Annotated in this window: 24 protein-coding genes; 10 read left to right on the forward strand and 14 right to left on the reverse strand. The window is 69.3% G+C overall.

The window, feature by feature from the left end; translation table 11 throughout:
• Positions 1-8 precede the first annotated feature (8 nt).
• The 4 genes from GVY64_RS11850 to GVY64_RS11865 all read right to left on the reverse strand — a co-directional run bounded on the left by GVY64_RS11850 (position 9) and on the right by GVY64_RS11865 (position 2,569).
• Entirely contained in the window at positions 9-794 is a 786-nt protein-coding gene (locus tag GVY64_RS11850) for an RNA polymerase sigma factor SigF (RefSeq protein ID WP_159840571.1), read from the reverse strand.
• On the reverse strand, positions 784-1,161 hold the full coding sequence (locus GVY64_RS11855) for an ATP-binding protein (RefSeq protein ID WP_328820905.1): 378 nt from the start codon (positions 1,159-1,161) through the stop codon (positions 784-786). The genes GVY64_RS11850 and GVY64_RS11855 overlap by 11 nt, the downstream gene beginning before the upstream one ends.
• A gap of 218 nt (positions 1,162-1,379) precedes the next feature.
• A complete protein-coding gene (locus tag GVY64_RS11860) occupies positions 1,380-2,063 on the reverse strand; it encodes a PAS and ANTAR domain-containing protein (RefSeq protein ID WP_159840573.1) in 684 nt (227 codons plus the stop codon).
• Positions 2,064-2,155: 92 nt separating this feature from the next.
• The gene (locus GVY64_RS11865) at positions 2,156-2,569 is read right to left on the reverse strand and encodes an STAS domain-containing protein (RefSeq protein ID WP_159840575.1); all 414 of its coding nucleotides are present in this window, start codon (positions 2,567-2,569) and stop codon (positions 2,156-2,158) included.
• A gap of 393 nt (positions 2,570-2,962) precedes the next feature.
• Here GVY64_RS11865 and GVY64_RS11870 point away from each other — a divergent pair, with 393 nt between their 5' ends.
• Positions 2,963-4,174 (forward strand): glycosyltransferase, encoded by a 1,212-nt coding sequence (locus tag GVY64_RS11870; RefSeq protein WP_159840577.1) that lies wholly within the window; start codon positions 2,963-2,965, stop codon positions 4,172-4,174.
• Positions 4,175-4,193: 19 nt separating this feature from the next.
• Here GVY64_RS11870 and GVY64_RS11875 read toward each other — a convergent pair whose 3' ends face one another.
• Complete coding sequence (locus GVY64_RS11875) at positions 4,194-4,706, reverse strand: DUF6328 family protein (protein WP_159840579.1); 513 nt, start codon at positions 4,704-4,706, stop codon at positions 4,194-4,196.
• On the reverse strand, positions 4,693-5,118 hold the full coding sequence (locus GVY64_RS11880) for a ChaB family protein (protein WP_159840581.1): 426 nt from the start codon (positions 5,116-5,118) through the stop codon (positions 4,693-4,695). The genes GVY64_RS11875 and GVY64_RS11880 overlap by 14 nt, the downstream gene beginning before the upstream one ends.
• Positions 5,119-5,260: 142 nt before the next feature.
• Between GVY64_RS11880 and GVY64_RS11885 the strand changes: the two genes are divergently transcribed.
• From GVY64_RS11885 to GVY64_RS11890, 3 genes are read left to right on the forward strand one after another with little or no spacing between them, the layout of a single operon-like run.
• A complete protein-coding gene (locus GVY64_RS11885) occupies positions 5,261-5,824 on the forward strand; it encodes a nucleotidyltransferase family protein (RefSeq protein WP_201297985.1) in 564 nt (187 codons plus the stop codon).
• A complete protein-coding gene (locus GVY64_RS37235; protein WP_201297986.1) occupies positions 5,825-6,094 on the forward strand; it encodes a BON domain-containing protein in 270 nt (89 codons plus the stop codon). It abuts the gene before it with no gap.
• 5 nt (positions 6,095-6,099) lie between these two features.
• Positions 6,100-6,819 carry a metallophosphoesterase family protein gene (locus tag GVY64_RS11890; protein WP_159840583.1) on the forward strand — a complete coding sequence of 240 codons (720 nt, stop codon included), beginning with the start codon at positions 6,100-6,102 and terminating at the stop codon, positions 6,817-6,819.
• A gap of 12 nt (positions 6,820-6,831) precedes the next feature.
• Here the strand turns inward: GVY64_RS11890 and GVY64_RS11895 are convergent, their stop codons facing one another.
• On the reverse strand, positions 6,832-7,251 hold the full coding sequence (locus tag GVY64_RS11895) for a CBS domain-containing protein (RefSeq protein ID WP_159840585.1): 420 nt from the start codon (positions 7,249-7,251) through the stop codon (positions 6,832-6,834).
• 194 nt (positions 7,252-7,445) lie between these two features.
• On the opposite strand from GVY64_RS11895, the gene GVY64_RS11900 reads away from it, so the two are divergent.
• The 5 genes from GVY64_RS11900 (at position 7,446) to GVY64_RS11920 (ending at position 11,459) form a co-directional block, all read left to right on the forward strand.
• The gene (locus tag GVY64_RS11900; RefSeq protein WP_159840587.1) at positions 7,446-7,787 is read left to right on the forward strand and encodes a hypothetical protein; all 342 of its coding nucleotides are present in this window, start codon (positions 7,446-7,448) and stop codon (positions 7,785-7,787) included.
• A 70-nt stretch (positions 7,788-7,857) separates the two neighbouring features.
• Positions 7,858-8,316, forward strand: coding sequence for a hypothetical protein (locus GVY64_RS11905; RefSeq protein WP_159840589.1), 459 nt, complete (start codon positions 7,858-7,860; stop codon positions 8,314-8,316).
• Entirely contained in the window at positions 8,313-8,630 is a 318-nt protein-coding gene (locus tag GVY64_RS11910; RefSeq protein WP_159840591.1) for a hypothetical protein, read from the forward strand. The genes GVY64_RS11905 and GVY64_RS11910 overlap by 4 nt, the downstream gene beginning before the upstream one ends.
• A 473-nt stretch (positions 8,631-9,103) precedes the next feature.
• Positions 9,104-9,904 (forward strand): glycosyltransferase family 9 protein, encoded by an 801-nt coding sequence (locus tag GVY64_RS11915; protein ID WP_236566766.1) that lies wholly within the window; start codon positions 9,104-9,106, stop codon positions 9,902-9,904.
• Between the two features lie 52 nt (positions 9,905-9,956).
• Positions 9,957-11,459, forward strand: coding sequence for an FAD-dependent oxidoreductase (locus GVY64_RS11920; RefSeq protein ID WP_159840593.1), 1,503 nt, complete (start codon positions 9,957-9,959; stop codon positions 11,457-11,459).
• 22 nt (positions 11,460-11,481) lie between these two features.
• Here the strand turns inward: GVY64_RS11920 and GVY64_RS11925 are convergent, their stop codons facing one another.
• The 7 genes from GVY64_RS11925 to GVY64_RS11955 all read right to left on the reverse strand — a co-directional run bounded on the left by GVY64_RS11925 (position 11,482) and on the right by GVY64_RS11955 (position 17,185).
• A complete protein-coding gene (locus GVY64_RS11925) occupies positions 11,482-12,009 on the reverse strand; it encodes an AAA family ATPase (RefSeq protein WP_159840595.1) in 528 nt (175 codons plus the stop codon).
• Between the two features lie 53 nt (positions 12,010-12,062).
• Positions 12,063-12,923, reverse strand: coding sequence for an SDR family oxidoreductase (locus tag GVY64_RS11930; protein ID WP_159840597.1), 861 nt, complete (start codon positions 12,921-12,923; stop codon positions 12,063-12,065).
• 35 nt (positions 12,924-12,958) lie between these two features.
• On the reverse strand, positions 12,959-13,996 hold the full coding sequence (locus tag GVY64_RS11935) for a PP2C family protein-serine/threonine phosphatase (protein WP_159840599.1): 1,038 nt from the start codon (positions 13,994-13,996) through the stop codon (positions 12,959-12,961).
• A 296-nt stretch (positions 13,997-14,292) separates the two neighbouring features.
• Complete coding sequence (locus GVY64_RS11940; protein WP_159840601.1) at positions 14,293-15,333, reverse strand: AraC family transcriptional regulator; 1,041 nt, start codon at positions 15,331-15,333, stop codon at positions 14,293-14,295.
• Between the two features lie 155 nt (positions 15,334-15,488).
• A complete protein-coding gene (locus GVY64_RS11945; RefSeq protein ID WP_159840603.1) occupies positions 15,489-16,133 on the reverse strand; it encodes a pentapeptide repeat-containing protein in 645 nt (214 codons plus the stop codon).
• Between the two features lie 145 nt (positions 16,134-16,278).
• A complete protein-coding gene (locus tag GVY64_RS11950; protein WP_201297988.1) occupies positions 16,279-16,569 on the reverse strand; it encodes a hypothetical protein in 291 nt (96 codons plus the stop codon).
• A 178-nt stretch (positions 16,570-16,747) separates the two neighbouring features.
• Entirely contained in the window at positions 16,748-17,185 is a 438-nt protein-coding gene (locus GVY64_RS11955) for a MarR family winged helix-turn-helix transcriptional regulator (protein ID WP_236566767.1), read from the reverse strand.
• Between the two features lie 86 nt (positions 17,186-17,271).
• Here GVY64_RS11955 and GVY64_RS11960 point away from each other — a divergent pair, with 86 nt between their 5' ends.
• Positions 17,272-18,504: an epoxide hydrolase family protein gene (locus GVY64_RS11960; RefSeq protein ID WP_159840607.1), complete on the forward strand. Its 1,233-nt coding sequence runs from the start codon at positions 17,272-17,274 to the stop codon at positions 18,502-18,504.
• Positions 18,505-18,545: the final 41 nt, after the last annotated feature.

Here is an 18,545-nt window from a genome sequence, read left to right on the forward strand (position 1 = left end):
GCCCGTGCTCAGTCCCGCAGCGCCTGCTCGCGCAGCGAGTTCAACGTCCGGGAAAGAATGCGGGAGACGTGCATCTGCGAGACCCCGAGCCGCTCGGCGATCTGGGTCTGTGTCAACGACTCGAAGAACCGCATGACCAGCACCTGACGCTCGCGCTCGGGCAGCTCGCCGAGCAGCGGCTCGACCGCCATGACGTCCTCGACCAGATGGTAGGACGGCTCTTCGGCGCCGAGGCTGTCCAGCAGCGGCTGCGCGGCACTCTCGGCGTCCTCGCCTGCCACCGCGTCGATGGACGAGGACTGGTAGGCGTTGCCCGCGATCAGCGCCTGGGTCACCTCGACCAGGTCGACTCCCAACTCCGCGGCGATCTCCCTGGCTCGGGGCATCCGGCCCAGCCGCTGCGACAGCGTCTCGACGGTCGGACCGATGCTCAGCTGGATCTCCTTGGTCCGGCGCGGCACCCGCACCGCCCAGGTGTTGTCCCGGAAATGCCGCCGCACCTCGCCCATGATGGTGGGGACGGCGAAGGACAGGAACGACGACCCGCGCGTCACGTCGAAACGGTCGGCTGCCTGCACCAAGCCGAGGCGCGCGACTTGCAGCAGGTCGTCGAAGTTCTCGCCGCGCCCGGAGAACTTACGGGCAATGTGCTCGGCCAGCGGCAGGCACCGTTCGATCAGCTCCTGGCGCATGGCCTCGCGGCGCGCGTCGCCGGGTTGCAGCGCGGCGATCTTCTCGAAAAGCGGCTCGATGTTGTCGTAGGTGTCCCCGCGCCCCCTCGGCTCACTCGCCATTCTGGGCACCCCGCACCCAGCTGAAGTCGATCACCGTCGGGTATCCGCCCAGCACGCTGTCGTAGGAGCCTTGCGCGGCGGCGATCGAGTCGGTCAGCGTGCGCACGATGTGCCAGCCGAGCCCGGCGTGACCGACCACCGACTCGGTGACCGCGACAGACGCGACGTGCACGAACATCTTGTCGGTGTCGTAGGTGAACTCGCAGTCGATCGTCGAGCCCGGCGCCGCGTCGAGGATGAGCGAGGTCGCCACCTCGTCGAGCGCGAGCCGGATGTCGGTCACCTCGTCGAGGGCGAAGTCGGCGATGAGGGCGACGGTCTCGGCGAGCGCGCGCAGCATGGTGAGCTGCTCCAGCTGGGCGGGCACTCGCACACCGACGGTCGTCGTGTCGGTAAAGGATCGGGAAGTCCACTCCCCCATTTGCCCATCACCACCTTGTCCTCATAGCCACTCCACTGTGGCCTGCACATCGCCGCGAGTTCTCCTGGCCGCCGAAACACCGCGGGCACCGCGGACTGTGGAGCAGATATACGCCGCGTTCCTCGTCGGAGGACGTACCCGCCGAGGCCGGATCGAAACGCCGGTCAGTCGCCGTCGATGCGCTCGTGCGCGGTGAGCAGCAGGTGGTCGAACTCCGTCCGCAGTGTGGCGGGGACACGCGTCAGACCGGGCAGATCGGCGACCAACCTGGCGGCCAGTCTGCGCAGCTTGACGTTCGTTTCCTGCGACCGCCAGCTCAGCACCCGGAACGCCTGCTCGGGTCCGATGCCGTAGATCAGCATGAGCGCGCCCTTCGCCTGTTCGATGACGGCTCTGGCGGCGTACAGCTCGGGCAGGGCGCCGGCCAGCGTCTCCTGCCGGTGTTCGGCGAGCGTGTCGGTGACATCGATGTAGTAGCCGGAGGTGCCGACGACTCGCCCCGCCTCGTCGGCCATGCGATCGGCGACCAGGATCACGTGATGCACGGCGCCCGCGGTATCGATGATGCGATGCCGGCTGCTGAACGGTTCCGCGTCGGCGATCGAGCGCGCCAAGGCGCTGGCCACCGCTTCGCGGTCTTCCGGATGCTTGTGCGTCAGCAATAGTTCCGTCGTCGGCGTCACCGCCCCCGGTGCGTAACCGTGCATCGCCGCGACCTCGTCCGACCATTCCCATCGCCGATCGGCGAACCAGAACCGGAAACTGCCCACACTCTGCGGCGTTCCCGAACCGATCACTCGGTCCAGCGCCCGGGCTTCTTCGGGCTGGACCGACCTGCTCTCACTCACCGCAGAAGTATCCGATGCCGGTGCACTCGGTGTGACCGGATCGGCAGCGGTCACACCGGGAGCGCGGGCTTCGGGGCGCCCCGCCCTTCGGCTCAGGCGTCCAGGGCTGCCCGCATGGAGGAGTAGCTGGGGAACAACGACCGCACGCCGGTCACCTCGAGTGCGCGCTCGACTCCCGGTCCGCCCGCGACGATCCGCAGATCCGGACGACCGACCCCGTCCCTACGCAGGCCGCCGAGCCGCACGGCCGCGCGCAGACTCAAGAACCGCGCCGCCCGCAGATCGATCACTACCGCATCGCACGGTGACTGCAACGCACGGTCGACCGTCTCGAAGAACTCGGCCGACACGGCGGCGTCCAACTCGCCTTCGACACGGACCACCACGCATTCCCGGCGGCGATCCACCCGCTGCGCCCACAACCGGTTGTCCCGACGACGTCCCGGTCCCGAACCATTGAGATGCACGCCCTCGGCATGCTCTCGTAGCAGAGAAATGACAGACAAGTCGAACCTCCCGTGTAGGGGGTATCCAGTCCTGGGCGTGGCGGCCGGGGACGAAGGCGGCGCGAGCGCGAATAGGTTGCCGTGCCGTCCCATCGACCGGCTGCGCCGAATGCGTCGAACCGGGGTCGGCTGTGATCTCAACCTCCCTACAGTGTGGCACGGTCCACCCGTTCCCGACAGCGTTCGGTAGGAGAACGTGACCCGCCGCCGGAGCGCCCGTCAGCGGCACAAACCGACCGTTCGGCTGGTGATATTGCCGTTGACGTGGGGTTTCATCGATCCGTCTCCGGGCATATCCCCGACATATCCCGAACGTCACGCGATGCCGGTCGTAGGGCAACCGCGCGGATTCGCGCGGCCGGAGGGTGCCCGCGACGAGAAACGGAGCACCCGGTGAAGATTGCCATGGTTTCCGAAGACGCCAGCCCCCTCGCCGAAGGGAGTCCCGCCGACGGGGGCGGCCGCGGCACCTACGTCGCCGAACTGTCGGCGGCGTACGCGCGCCGCGGTCACGAGGTCACCGTCTACACCCGGCGCATCAGTCCGCGCGCGCCCGCCGAGCTGCTCGCCGAAGGCGGCTACCGCGTAGTGCACGTCGCCGCCGGACCACCCGCTCCACTACCGAGCGACCGGACCCTGCCCTATCTCGGGGACTTCGGCACGGGCCTGCGACGGCATTGGGCCGCCGAACGACCGGACATCACCCACGCGCACTACTGGAAGTCCGGGCTCGCCGCCGAGCTGGCCGCCCGCGCGCACGGCATACCGGTGGTGCTGACCTTCCACGGACTCGGCACCGTGCAGCGGCGCTGCGAAGGTCTGGCCGACCCCAGCCCGCGCTCACGCATCCGGTTCGAGCGGCTCATCGCGACGCGAGCAGCCCATGTGGTGGCGACCTGCTCCGACGAGATAGCCGACCTGACCAGGATGGGCGTGCCGCGTTTCCGGACCTCGATCGTGCCCCACGGGGTCGACCTCACCCTGTTCACCCCCGAGGGCGCCGCGGCCGACCGGCATGCCACGCACCGTCTGCTAGCTGCCGGAGAGTTGGTGCGGCGCAGTGGATTCGACCCGGTGATCAAGGCATTGGCGGACCTTCCGGACACGGAACTGGTGATCGTGGGCGGTCCGTCCGCCGACGACGAAGACGACGCCGAGGGCCGCAGGCTGCGCCGCCTCGCCTCCGATCACGGTGTGCGCGAGCGTCTCCGGCTGACCGGACCGGTGACGCGTCCGGTGCTGCCACGGCTGTACCGCTCCGCGGACGTGGTGCTCTGCACGCCGTGGTTCGAACCGTTCGGACGGGTCGCGCTGGAGGCGATGGCGTGTGGGAAACCGGTGATCGCCACGCCCGTCGGCGGTCTGCTGGACACCGTGGTCGACGGCGTCACCGGGCGCTTCGTCGCCCCACCCGAAGCCGATGCGATCGCACGGGCTGTGCGTCCATTGCTCGCCGACGCGACGTTGCGCGAAACATGGGGCGCCGCAGGCTATCAGCGGGCCGCAGGCCGGAACTCCTGGGACCGGGTCGCCGCGGAGACACTCAGCGCCTACCACCGTGGCGCTCCCGCTCACGCGGGCGAGGTCGTCTCCTGGGCCCGGTGATCCGGGGTCTGGCGGTGGGTCAGTAGTGGTCGGCGCGGATGTTCTGGGAGGCGCTGCGCCAGCGCCACGGCGCGACCAGCCAGGTCGTCGTGAACAGGGCGAGACTCACGACGCCGGACGCCACCGCCGCGGCCGTCCCCGTGACGTAGTCGACGACGAGGACCACCGCGCCGATCAGGGCCAGCCCCAGCAGCGCGACGCCCGCCATCGCGCAGCGGTGTGCCGCCGAGACGACATTGCCCAGCCGGTGCCTGCGGAACAGGATCCGATGCCAGGACACCGGCGCGATCAGGAACACCGTGGCTCCGAGCACGGCGGCCAGCGTGGCCAGGTAGAGCGCTCGCATGCCGGGTGACAGCGCGCCGAACGACGCCTGGAACGGCAGCACCAGCAGTGCCCCGAACAGGAACTGCACGCCGGTCTGCACGACACGCAATTCCTGAACCAGGCTGCTCCAGTTTCGGTCCAGTCGTTCGAGTTCGGTCTCACCCCGCGCGCGGCGGGCCCACGCGCCGTCGTCAGCTTCGGGCACGCGCTGCCTCCCGGCGATTGCGTTTCTTGATCGCCTCGACGAGTTCGTCCTTGGTCATCCGGGAGCGGCCGGCGATGTCCAACCGCCGGGCGATGCCGAGCAGATGCTCTTTCGAGGCGTTGGCATCGACGCCTTCGGCGGTCTCGCCCTTGGCGTTCGGGCCGCGTTGCGCGGCGCGCTCGTCGGAGGGACCGCGCCGGGCTTTGGGCTCCCAGTGGTCGCCGACCTTCTCGTAGCTGTGCTTCAGCGCGGCGTAGGCCACCCGATGGGCGCGCTGCTCGTCGCCGTCGTACTGGTCGAGCGCGGCGTCGTGCGCCTCGGCGAAGGTGCGCTGCGCCTTCTTTTCCGACCGTTCCAGCGTGCTGGGCAACTCGGATTTCTTCACGTCGCCGCGTGCTGTCGTCTTGGGCATGTGTCGCTCCTTCCGCGTCCCGAGGCCTGCGGTCCGAAGGGGTCCGAAAGCCCGGTGCCGCCGCATGCGGGCCCTCTGGATATCCGGACGCATACCCGGTGAAACGTCGATTAACCCGGTGTCCGCCGGGTACCACCGCTGCATGGCCGTTACCACCGATCAGCTGCTGCATGCGCTCACCCGCACGGTGAACGCGCTGGCGGCGACAGATATCCGATTCGCGGTGGCGGGCGGCTGCGCGGTCTACGCCCGTGGCGGCCCTGCCTCCCAGCACGACGTCGACATCTTCGTCAAACCCGAGGACAGCGGGCGGGCGATCAACACCCTGGCCCGGGCGGGCCTGCGGGTATGCGACCCGCCGGAGAACTGGTTGCGCAAGGTTTACGCCGACGACATCCTCGTCGACGTGATCCACCGTCCGAACGACCGCGACGTCACCGACGACCTGCTCGACCGGGCCACCGAGATGCGGATCGGGCCGGCCAAGGCCCCCGTGATCAGCGGCACCGACCTGATGGTGGACAAGATGCTCGTCTTCGACGCGCACCGCCTGGATCTGAGCCCGATCCTGCACATCGCACGCGACTTGCGCGAACAGGTGGACTGGGAAATGGTGCGCGAGCAGACCAAGGCATCGCCCTACGCGCGGGCGTTCATGGGCTTGCTGGACGATCTCGGCATCACCCGCACCGGAAAGGTGGAATAGATGGAGCAGCCGCAATACCTGGTCGCACGGTTGCGCCGGGCGCTGGCCGAGGACCCCCGCACCGCCGAACTCGGTGTGCAGGTGACCATCCGCGGCGACGTCGTGGTGCTCTGCGGCGAGGTGAGCAGCGAGAACTGCAAGCAACAGATGGAAACCGTGGTGCACGAGCAGCTTCCGCACGCACGGATCCACAACGACGTCCATGTCACCCGTCCCACGGCCCCCGTCGAGACCGAGACGCTGGAGCCGGACGGTTCCGAAAGGAGTTGAGCCGCATGCGGATAGCCGCGGTCGGTGATGTACATCTCGGCGTGGATTCGCGCGGGCAGTGGCGGCCGGCGCTGGAGGGCCTCGCCGAGCGGGCCGACGTGCTCCTGCTGGCGGGCGATCTGACCCGCCACGGCAGCGCCGACGAAGGGAGGGTCGTCGCGGAGGAGTTCGCCGACCTGGGCGTGCCGGTCGTCGCCGTCTTGGGCAATCACGACTATCACGGCGACGCCGAACACGAGATCACCGCCGCGCTGACCGACCACGGCATCACCGTCCTGGAAGGGGCCTCGGTGACTTTGAACGTCGACGGAAGCACCCTCGGGGTCGCAGGCACGAAAGGCTTCGGAGGCGGATTCGCGGGCAAGTGCGCGAGCGTCTTCGGTGAACCCTTGATGCGCGAATTCGCCGGGCACACCGTGGACGTGGCCGCCGCGCTCGGCACCGCGCTCGATGCGTTGGACACCGACATCACCATCGCGCTCACGCACTACTCCCCGATCAGCGACACGCTGCACGGCGAGCCGAGGGAGATCTATCCGTTCCTCGGTTCCTACCTGCTCGGCGAGGCGATCGACGAACACGGCGCCGACCTGGCGCTGCACGGTCACGCCCACGCGGGGACCGAACGCGGCACCACCCCGGGCGGCATCCGGGTGCGCAATGTCGCCCAGCCGGTGATCCGAGCGGCCTACGCGGTCTACGACATGCACCCGGCCGCGGTCTGAGGAACGCCGGGCTCAGAAGTCGGTCGAGATCGCCTCCACGGTGCTTCCCGACTGGGTGTTGTCGACGGCGGTGGCGACGTCGGCCTGCGCGATGATGCCGACCAGTCGCCCCTGCTCGAGCACCGGTACACGGCGTACCTGATGCTGCGACATCACCGACATCACCTTGCGCACGTCGTCGTCGGCTTCGACGGTGACCAATTCCGTGCCGCCGAGTTCGCCCGCGTCGACGCCGAGCGGGTCCTTACGCTGGGCGATCACCTTGACGACGATGTCGCGATCGGTGAGCATTCCCTTCAGTTTGTCGTCCTCGCCGCAGATGGGCAGGGCGCCGACATTCAATTCCGCCATCCGCTGTGCGGCCGCGACCACCGTGTCGCTGGAGCGGACGCATTCCACGTTCGGGGTCATGATGTCCCGTGCTGTTGTCATCGTGGTCCTCCTGGGACTTCTACGGGTTCGAGCGGCCCGGATCGGGCGGCTCGCTGACGTCGTACCCGCGTTTCGGATCGGCTAACGCGGGCATCCGAGCGGTATGGCCGCCCCGGATGGCCCCGGCTGGAACGCTCCGGGCCCTGGGCGGCATGCGCACCGAAATCGTTGCCGCTCAGCAGAAAGGACATCCGATGCTGCCAGCACCGAACGAGCCGACCGCGGGATCCGGCGCCGGAGAGCAGCACGCACCCCGGACCCACACGTTTCCGGACGACACCCGCACCAACCGCAGCCACGCCGGAGAATCCATCGAGGACGCCCGCAACTGGCCCGGCATCATCCTGGTCGCCGTGGGCATCGTGGCCATGGCGCTCACGCTGACCGCCGCCGGATACGGATTCGCGGGCTGGGCGGTGATCGCGGGGGTCGTCAGCGGCGTCTGCATCCTCGCGGGCGTCCTCGTCATCGTCGCCGAGCACCGCCGCGTCAAGGCGCGCGAAGGCAGGCGGCTGAGCGACGCCGCCGGTCACTGATCGAGCGCCCGGCCGAGCACGGTACGGCCGGCCGCGGAAACGCGGCTTCGACTCCCAGGAGAAGGAAAGAATGACAAATCAGCCCAACCGGCCCTTGGGCCGCTTCGCCCTGCTCGCCGGGGCCTTGGCGGCGAGTTCGGCGATCGCGGCGTGTTCGGGTGACGACGGCGGTCCGGCGGCGGACACGCCCGAGCCCGCGACCGTTTCGATCACCATGCCTGCCCCCTCCAGCCCGCAGGTTCCCGACACCGACCAGATCACCCCCGAGGCGGCAACGCAACTGTGCGACATGATGCGCGCCGACATCGACACCTGGCGCGGCCAAGGCGCCACCCTGGCCAAAGTGACGTTCAACGGCACCGTGCACAACTGGGCCGCCCGTAACGGCGGCCTCAACGACGTGGTCGTCACGGACCGGGGCACGGTCGACGCCCTCACCACACAGACCTGCCCGGATGTCCGTGAGCAGGCGGTGCAGGCGCTCGACGTGCCGGACCTGGCCTCGGCGCTAGCGGGGTTCGGACGATGAGCGCCGCGGGCCGGATGGGCATCGCCGTGCTTGCCGCGCTGACGGTGTGCGCGGCGGGGTGCGGCGACGAACCGCAGAAGATCGTGAACAAGGGCGGCGATACGCCGTGCAACGAATACGTCGCCCAGGATCCGGATAAACAGCGCGTCACCACCGAGAAGTTCCTCGAACAGGAACGTGAGGGTGACGGCACACCCGACGCCAGGACGGTCGACGCCGCGATCGCGGCGATCAAGCTGATGTGCGCGGCACAGGCCAACCCGGATACCCCGATCCGGAAGGCCGACCTCACCGGCATTTTCGTGCCGAAGTAGCCGGATGAGCTCCTGGAAGCCGATGTGGGGCTCCCCGGTTTCGAACCGGGCATGCCGGGCATTTCAGGAGGTAGCAAGAACCGCTTGTCGATTTGCGAATGCCGCTTCCGCCGTGGTTGTCCAGGCGCCGAACCCGGCGGGAGTGCCGCCGTTATCCGTGCGCACCCCTCGACAACGGCGTCGAGGACCGCAACGGACGGCGGGCTTCGAGACGGTCTCCGGCGTCCGATGGGGATTCCGCGAACCTTCTCGAAGCTTTGTGGCACACCCGCCCCGGGCCGCCGACGATGTCGGCCCGGGCGGCGGGGCCGTGCCGTTCGCGCCACATGGAGAGGCATTTCCGTGACTGTCCTGCTCGCCTTGCGCGCACACGGGCTGCGGGAGCTGCTTACGGCGATTCCCGCCCTGCGCGCGCTGCACGCCGTCCGCGCCACCGGCTCGTCCTCGCCGCGCCGGGATGGCTGCGCCCGGTCGTGGAACTGGCCGATTGCGTCGACGAACTCCACGCCACCCCGCTCGCGGGCGGGCTGCGCTGGAACGCACCGCCGCCGGCCTTCGCGATCAATCTGCACGACGCCGGGACCGACAGTATCCGCGCGCTGCTGGCGACCGATCCGGAACGCACGGTCACCCACCTCCACAGGGATTTTCCGCGGGTGCCGGGTCCGTTGTTCGAGCCCGAGCTGCACGAGACCGTGCGATGGTGCCGGCTGCTGGAATGGGCGGGTATCCCGGCCGACCCGGCCCGTCTGGACATCACGCCGCCGCCGGAGAGCACCGGCGAGCGACGATCCATCGTCGTCTACCCGGGCGGTACGCCCGCTCGGCGCTGGCCCGCCGAACGATTCGCGGCAGTCGCGGCCGGCCTGCGCGAATGGGGATGTCCCGTGCGAATCGTCGGCAGCGCCGCGGATCGTCCGCTCGCACGCAGCGTCGCCGCACAGGCCGGATTACCCGAAAACAGCGTGCTGGCAGGAGAACTCACGCTGCGCCAACTCGCGGTGACGGTGGCCGACGCGGCCCTCGTGCTCAGCGGCGACACCGGCGTGGGACATCTGGCCACGGCGTTCGGCACGCCGTCGGTGCTGATCTTCGGCCCCGACGCGCCCGCGGTCTGGGGACCGCCCCCGGAGCGCGCCGCCCATGTCGCCTTGTGGGCCGGGCACGCCGGTGATCCCCGCTCCGACACGCCCGCGCCCGGGTTGACGATGATCAGCGCCGCCGAAGTGCTCGCCGCCGCCGATCGGCAACTCACCAGCCAGGTGCGCGTATGAACAGCGGGCGGCACGGGCGTTTCACCCCGTCGAGACCGGCTATCTCGGGCTTATGACGTCCCTATGGTTGCACGGCGCGCAGGTTCCGGCGCGGTTGCGGTTGACGCCGGGATCGCGCTTCGACACGGTGGTGATCGGCGGCGGGCTCACCGGACTGGTGACCGCACTGCTGCTGGTCGAGAACGGCGTCGAAGTAGCCGTGGTCGAAGGCAGGCGCGTCGGTGCGGGAACGACCGGCGCCACCACTGGGAAAGTCAGCCTGCTGCAGGGAACTCGAGCTCAGCAGATCGCCAAACATCACTCCGACGCCGTGTTGCGCGACTACGTGGCGGCGAATCAGGCCGGGCAGGATTGGCTGCTGCGTTTCTGCGCCGCCCACGGGGTCGCCGTGGAGCGGGCCGCCGCGTTGACCTACGCGCAGAACGACGAGGAGATGTCCGCGGTGCGCGCGGAATACGCCGCGACGCAGAAAGCGGGCCTGCCGACCGAACTGCTCCGTGAACTCGACGTTCCCTTCCCCGCACGCGGTGCGGTGCGCCTGGCGGACCAGGCCCAACTCGATCCGATGGCGCTGCTGGCCGCGCTCGCGGCCGACGTCGAGTCGCACGGCGCCCCGATCTACGAATCCACTCTGGTCCGTGGCGTGCACCACGGCAGCGGTGAGCTCGTCGTCTCCACCGAGCACGGCGACCTCGGCGCGCGCCGGGTAGTGCTGGCCACCGGGGCACCCATCCTCGATCGCGGCGGGTTCTTCGCCCGTCTCACGCCGCAACGCTCCTATCTGACGGCGTTCAGCCTGGACCGCCCCGCTCCGCGCGATATGTACATCAGCGCCGGGAGCCCCACCCGCTCCCTGCGTCGCGCGCAGGGGCCCGACGGGGAGCTGCTGCTGGTCGGCGGCAACGGCCACGTCGTCGGCCGCGGCGGATCGACCCGCGAGAAAGTCGAGGATCTGGTGAGCTGGGCGCGCACCTGGTTCCCCGGCGCCGAGCTGACGCACCGCTGGTCGGCTCAGGATTACTCACCCGTCGGTGAACTGCCCTACGTGGGTCCGGTGCTCCCTGGGCAGAGCGACATACAACTGGCCACCGGCTACGCCAAATGGGGTCTCACCAACGGTGTGGCCGCGGCCATCGCACTGGCCGGACGTCTCACCGAGGCGCCACCGCGCTGGGCGGGCGCGCTGGCGAGCTGGCGTCCGGACGAACTCAAAGCGCTTCCCACCGCCACGAAAGTCAACGGCGCGGTAGCGCAGAAACTCTCCGCGGGCTGGCTGCGGATCGCCATTCGGCACGACGGCGCCGCTCCGGCCGAGGACTGCGGCACGGTGCTGCGCGATGGCTTGCATCCCACCGCCGTGTGCACGGTCGACGGCGTCACGAACCGGGTTTCCGCGGTGTGCCCGCACCTGTACGGCATCGTCAACTGGAACGACGCCGAACGCACCTGGGACTGTCCGTTGCACGGCTCGCGTTTCGCCGCCGACGGCACCCTGCTCGAAGGCCCGGCCACCAGTTCGCTCACTCCCCTGCAGGTGCCGCGCGACGCTCCCTGAGCAGAGCCCGACCGCGGCGGCGTCAGTCCGTCAGCGGCTTCGCGTCGGCGAGGATTCGATCCACCGTCTGCTCCACCGTCAGATCGGAGCTGTCGATCCAGAGCCCGATGCGGGGGGTGGTCGAGCGCAGCACCTCGTCCAGCCCGGCGACGGTGAATTCGTCGTAGGCGTCCTTGCCACGCGCGGCCTCGCGTGCGAGGACGACCTCCGGGCGCGGCGCCAGCACGACGACGTACAGCGGTCGCGTGACGATCAGATCCGCCAGCCACGGCAAGAATTCGCCGAGGACGACGTCCTGTAGCACGACCGTGAACCCGGCTTCGGCGTAGGCGTCGGCCGTCGCGGCGGCCAGGCTGTGCCGCAACCGCAATTGGGCCAGCGCCTCGGCCGACGGGGCGGCGCTCATCTCCGCACGCCCGTTCACCACGAAACGACGGAAGACGTCTCCGCGCACGTGCACCGAGCGCGGCAGCCGTTCGGCCAGCGCCTGCGCGACAGTGGATTTGCCCGCGGCCTGGATGCCGGTGATCAAGTAGACAGCCGGTGCCATGACCACGATCATGGCCGGTCGCGGCTGGTCCCCGGCATCCGCCCCGCCGCGCCTCAGCTCGCGGCGGCGCCTGCCTTCTGCTCGACATAGCGATTCATCGCCCAGTTCAACCCACGCATCGCGGCGTTGTACGCGGGCGGAAAGTATCGCTGCGCCCAGAAGCCGACGCGAATATCCGGCGAGGTGAACACCAGATAGCGATTGCGCTCGACGCCGCGCACGATGGAGCGCGCCGCCGCCTCCGGCGTGACCGCGTGCCGCATGAACAGGGCGACGCCTTGCTGCACCGCCTCGGCCGTGCGGTCGACGCCCGCGATGTCCACGCTGTCGACCATGGGCGTGGCCATCGCACCCGGGCACACCAGGCTCACGCCGATGCGGTGGCGCGCCAAGTCGAAGCGCAGCACCTCCGACACCCCGCGCAGACCGAACTTGCTCGCGCTGTAGGGCGCGTGCCAGGGCAGGCCGAACAGGCCCGCCGCCGAGGACACGTTCACCAAGTGGCCGCCGCGTCCGGCCGCGATCATCGGCGGAACGAACGCTTCGATCACGTGGATGGGGCCCATGAGGTCGATGTCGATGGTGCGCCGCCATTGGTCGTGCGTCAGCCGATCCACGGTGCCCCAGGTGGCGATGCCCGCCACGTTCATGACGATGTCGACGCTGCCGACCGCATCGTGCGCCTGAGCCGCCAGCGCGACGACCTGATCGTGATCACCGACATCGGCCGCCTCCGCCAGGTGGACGGTCGCACCCGCGGCGCGTGCGTCGGCGGCCGTGCGCGCCAAGCCCTCGGCGGCGATGTCGGTCAGCACCAGCGCGGCGCCCTTGGCCGCCGCCGCGAGTGCCGTACTACGACCGAGACCGCTGGCGGCGCCGGTGATCAGACAGGTTTTGCCGGCGAACTTCGTCATAGTCGACGACCATACGCAACCATGAACACCGCTGTCTATGGAACCGGCGGACTGCTCTCCCACGGCACGGGCGCCAGTGCGACCGTGATGTTGTCGCCGCCGCCGCAACGCAACGCGAACTGCGCCAGTGCGCGCGCCGCCGCCGCGGGCGACGCCCCCGCCACGTGCTGGGCCAGCGCGGACGGAGAAGGCGCGTAGTTCCACAATCCGTCCGAGCACAACAGCAGCGTCCCCGGCCCCGCGACGCGCACGGTCCGCACGCAATTGTCCGCCCAGGGCTTGGGCGGGCTGTCCGCGCCGAGCCAGCGGATCAGCGTGTGCGCGCGAGGGTCGGCCATCGCCGCACGCTCGTCCATCGCGCCCGCGTCGACGAGCGCCTGAGCCCACGAGTCGTCGACGGTCAAGCGCTGGGCGGGCTCGTCGCCCGCTCCGCCGTCCACGCCCGCGGGCAGCCAATACGCCCTGCTGTCACCGACATTGGCCACGGTGATCTCGGCCTGGTCGCCGTGGTGGGAAACGATGGCGGACACGTAGGTGCACGAGGGCGCCGGGCCGTCGGGAACGTCGACGTCGCGGACCGCCTGCGCCGCGGCCGCCAGCCCGGCCATGACGGCATCGGTCGCGGGCCTGCCGGAGGCGAGTGCGGCAGCGGTGGCGCCGACGCCGGCCCGGACGGCGGCGCCGGAGGCCACCTGCGGGCGCGACGAGGTCGACACTCCGTCGCTGACCGCGATCACGACGGTCGGGGCCACCTCGGTCGCCGCGCCGTCGAGCACCCCGGCCGCCACGGCATCCTCGTTGCGCGCGTGGACGATGCCGCGATCGGTGAGCACCGCGACCGCGCCGAGATCGGTGTCGAAGCGATCCGGCATCGTCCGGGACCGGCCGCACTGCGCGCAGTGCCCGGTCGCGTCGAATCGGTCGCCCCCGCAGTCGACGCACGGCGACGGATCGTCAGCGGGCAACGCGACGTACCGATAACCGAGTTCCGAACCGCAGGACCCGCACCGCGGGCTGTCGAGTCCGACCGCCGAGCATCCCGCGCAGCGTAGGTCGGCGCCTTCGTCGCTCATCGGACGGCTCCCACAACCGACTGTGCCGCGGCGCCCGCCGGCGCGGAATGCTCCGGAAGTCGTTGGCCCAACCGTAACCACAGTGGCTCGTTGCTGGTGCGAACTTCCACACCCTCCTCCTTCATCTCCCCGGCAGGCCGACTCCGATCGCGATAGTACGGGAGCGTTCCTGGAGGCGATCCCAGCGCTGGATCGACCCGCCCACTGCCCCGCAGCACGATAGCCGACCGTCTGCCCGCTTCCGCCCGACGTAGGGTGCTCCGGCAGGCCGACGCGGCCGGCGGGAGCCGGGGCGCTCAGACCAGTTCGGGGGCACGATGCGAGCGCCGTCCCCGCGAGCGAAACGTCTGTGGAGGGCAGCCCTGCCAGCGGCGGAAGGCTCGGATGAAAGAGGCCGCCTCCGCATAGCCGAGCCGCGCCGCAACCTGTTCCGTCGTCATATCGGTGTGCGCGAGCAACACCTCGGACATGGTCTGACGCACTTCGTCCAGCAAGGCGCGAAACGAGGTTCCCTCCTCGTGCAGCCGCCGCGACAAGGTGCGCGAGCTCATGTACAGCCCGAGCGCGACCGTCGCCTGATCGGGGATCTCACCCGGAGTGCGGACCAGGCGATCGCGCACCGACGCGGCGACCCCGGTGCGGTTCCGGTGCCGGTCGAGCAGGTCGCGGCACAGTAGCCCGCAGTTGTCCTTGGCGGCGGCGTTCACCGGCGGCAGGGGCCGGTCCAGCACGCCCCGATCGAAGACCACCGCGCTCATCGGCGCGCCGAAGATCGGCACCACGCCGAAGACGTCCCGATAGCGCTTGGTGTCGCGCGGGCAGGCGTGCCGGAAACTGACCCGCCGCACCGGGACGCCGACGGAGAACAGTTCACGATCGAAGGCGGGCAACCCGGCCAGCGCCGCCTCGGCGAAGAACGCCCGCATGCCGGGCGGAAGATCCGCGTCCTCGAACACCAGCCGGGCTTCACCGTCGGTTTCCTCGACGGTCACTCGCCCGAACGGCACCGTGCGGCCGACGCAGCGCAGCCCCACCTCGATCAGCTCCCGCGGCGTCCGGCTGCCCAGCAGCGCGAGCCCCCACGGCCCGCGCGACCGCAGGCGGTGACGGACCGCCGCCGCGAGATGCAGTCCGGGCTCGTCGCCGAAGCTGCCGAGCACCGTGTGCACTATCCGCAGTTCGTCGCGGGCGGTGATCTCGGCGCACGGATCGTCCAGTGCGGCCGGCGCCAGCGCCGTTCCGGCCAGGCACTCCGCGGGCGCCATGCCACACTCTCCGGCGATGCGTACCAGAGCACGCACACCCTCGGTACTGCGGAGGGAATCCGGATCGACCATGGCTCGTGTCCTCGATGAAGCGGTACTGCGCGGTATCGGCGCAATGTATCAATCGGGTGTCGGGCTCATCGGCGGTTCGCCGAAATGCCGGTGCGGCAGGCGCAGGCGCACGGATGCGTTCGCCCGGCAGCGGCATCTCGGCGAACCGCACGTGGTCAATCCGACACGGTGAGACCGATGGAACGCGCGAAGGCGGGCGCGAGATCCATCAGTTGTGGGCCTGTGATCGTCGCGCCGCGCAGGCTGTCGAGCCCGTCGGCGATCTCCAGCGCCGTCGCGCCGCGCAGGTCCACCTTCGCCGAGCGAACGTTGCGCAGCGAGAGGCGGACGAGTTCGGAGCCGGGCACCGTGATGTCGGTCAGGGCTGCTTCGGCGAAATCGCAATCGCGCAGCACACAATCGGTGAAGGACACCTCGCGCAGGTGGGCGCCGCGGAAGTTCACCGAGTCGAACTTGCAGCCTTCGAATCGCACCCGCCGCAGGTTGGCGCCCGCGAAGTCGACGCCCGACATCGCCCCCGACACCACCTCGCCGTCGATCCATGCCGTGTCGGCCAGCTCGGTGCCGACCCAGCGGATATGACGCAGCCACACATCGGCGAACCGGCTGTAGCGCAGACTCCCCCGGGTGAACGTGGTCGAGGTGAACACGGACTCGCTGAACCGCGCGTGCCGCACATCGAGGTCCTCCAGCACGCCGCCGTCCAACCGCACGCAGTCGTAGTCGCCTTCCGCTTCGAGGTCGCCGTCCGGTGCGGTGAGGTATCGCGCGTACGGCAGGTCGTCGAGATCGCGCGCCATGACTCCTCCAGTTCGTCACGAAGATGTGCCGGTGCCGAGTATCCCGATGCACCACGACAAGTTCGGCCGCCGATCATGTGATCACCCGCCGCTGACGTCCAGGCGGGCGGCGTGGAGAGCAGACAGCGCCTGTCGCCTCGGCTGGTCAGTGGTCGAACTCGAGCCGTTCCCAGCCCAGTGCCGTTCGCCAACCTCCGCGCTGGAATGCCCAGTCCTGGACGGCGTTCACCACGGTCTCGAATGCGGGAGAGTAGACGCCGTCCCACGGAACGTCGTCGCTGACGGTGGCACGGAAATGCGCATCCGGTCCTCCGTCGCGAAATTCGACGATGTAGCCGTGTCCCCGCTCTGCATCCACTTGTTCATCGAGGTGAACCTGGATGTAATAGTCGCCGGGTTCGGGGCCGCCGAGCCGGTCGACGATCACGAACGGCACACTCAGGTTCATGTCCGCGAGGATGTCGTGCAGCTGCGTCTCGGAAGGATTCTCGATCGTCCGGTAGGAATCTGTCGCTACGACTCTCGGCGATGTGGTCTGGTCTCGAGTCACTCCGAGCAGGGTACGGATCCAGCGCTTGCCGCACACCTGCACCCGGCGGCGCATGCCGTGCGCGTCAGCGCTCTCGGTGCAACTGGGCGAGCCGGGCAAGGGCGGGCAGCGCGGCGGCGAGAGCCTGGCGGTGTGCGGGGCCGAGGTCGCGAACCATCGGAGCCAGGTATCGGACCCGGTCGTCATGGCGAGTTTGCCGCACCCGTCGGCCCGCCTCGGTCAGGTACACGATGACGGCCCGTCCATCGTCGGGGTCACGGTGGCGCTGCACCAGCCCGTCGCGCTCCAAGCGCGCGATGAGTTGCGTGATGCCCGGCTGCGTCATCTGCTCGGTCTCGGTCAGATCGGTCAGCCGCGCCGGGCCCCGGTGAGCCAGGGTGTCGAGCACCGACAGCGTGGTGAACGGCAGCTTCTCCCGCACCGGGATACGGATGTAGACCCGGTTGAAGTCCTCGATCGCCGTGGCGAAGGCGTCCACGTCGAAATCGTCGATGTCATCCACACGCCCAACTATATACGGCACTTATAAAAGTTGATTATATAAATCGCTTACGTAAAGTGGGAGACCGGACGGCACAGGAGGGCCCGATGAGCGACGGAACCAGTGAGGTACGACCCTTCCCCTTGACGCCGACGAGGATTCACGTCCCCGACAGCGTGCTCACCGACCTGCGGCAGCGCCTGGACCTGACCCGCCTGCCCGACGATGTCGGCAATGAAGACTGGTACTACGGCGTTCCTCGAAGCTATCTCCAAGAACTCGTCGACTACTGGCGCGGTGGATACGACTGGCGCGCAGCGGAGACCCGGATCAACACCTACCAGCATTACAAGATCGAGATCGACGACGTGCCGGTGCATTTCATGCGCAGGCCCGGCGTCGGGCCGGATCCGACGCCGCTGATACTGACACATGGCTGGCCATGGACGTTCTGGCACTGGTCCAAGGTCGCCGACCTGCTGGCGGATCCGGGCGCGCACGGCGGTGACCCGGCCGAGGCGTTCGACGTGATCGTGCCCTCGTTTCCCGGCTTCGGGTTCTCCAGCCCGTTGGCCAACCGGCCGGACCTGAACTTCTGGAAGGTCGCCGACCTCTGGCACACGCTCATGACCGATGTGCTCGGCCACGAGAAATACGGTGCCGCCGGCTGCGACGTGGGCGCGCTGGTCACCGCGCAGCTCGGCCACAAGTACGCCGACGAGTTGTATGCCATCCACATCGGATCCGGACTGAAACTCGACTTCTTCAACGGCGATCGCGCCTGGGACTTCAGCGGCGGCCTGCCGATTCCCGACGACCTGCCCGCCGAGGTACGCGCCCGAATCATGGAGCTGGACAAGCGTTTCGCCGTGCACCTGGCCGCACACCTGCTCGCTCCCAGCACCCTCGCCCACGCCCTGTCCGATTCCCCGGCGGGCATGCTGGCGTGGATCCTGGAACGTTGGATCAGATGGAGCGACAACGGCGGCGACATCGAAACCGTGTTCAGCAAGGACGATCTCCTCACGCACGCCACGATCTATTGGGCCACCAACACCTCGATTCGCCTCTATGCCAACCACAACCGCTATCCCTGGACGCCTTCGCACGACCGTCTGCCGGTCGTGCAGGCTCCCACCGGCATCACCTTCGTCGGCTACGAGAACCCACCCGGCATCGGCACCGCCCAACGCGTCGAACACTTCCGCACCGGCGACCGCGCCCAGTGGTACAACCACGTCAACCTCACCGTCCACGACCACGGCGGGCACTTCATTCCCTGGGAAATCCCCGGCCGATGGACCGATGACCTACGCCGCACCTTCCGGGGACGGCGCTGACAGGCAACGAACTCGATCGTCGAACCGGACAACGCGGGAGC

The sequence above is a fragment of the Nocardia sp. CY41 genome (assembly GCF_009829325.1).
GTDB lineage: Bacteria > Actinomycetota > Actinomycetes > Mycobacteriales > Mycobacteriaceae > Nocardia.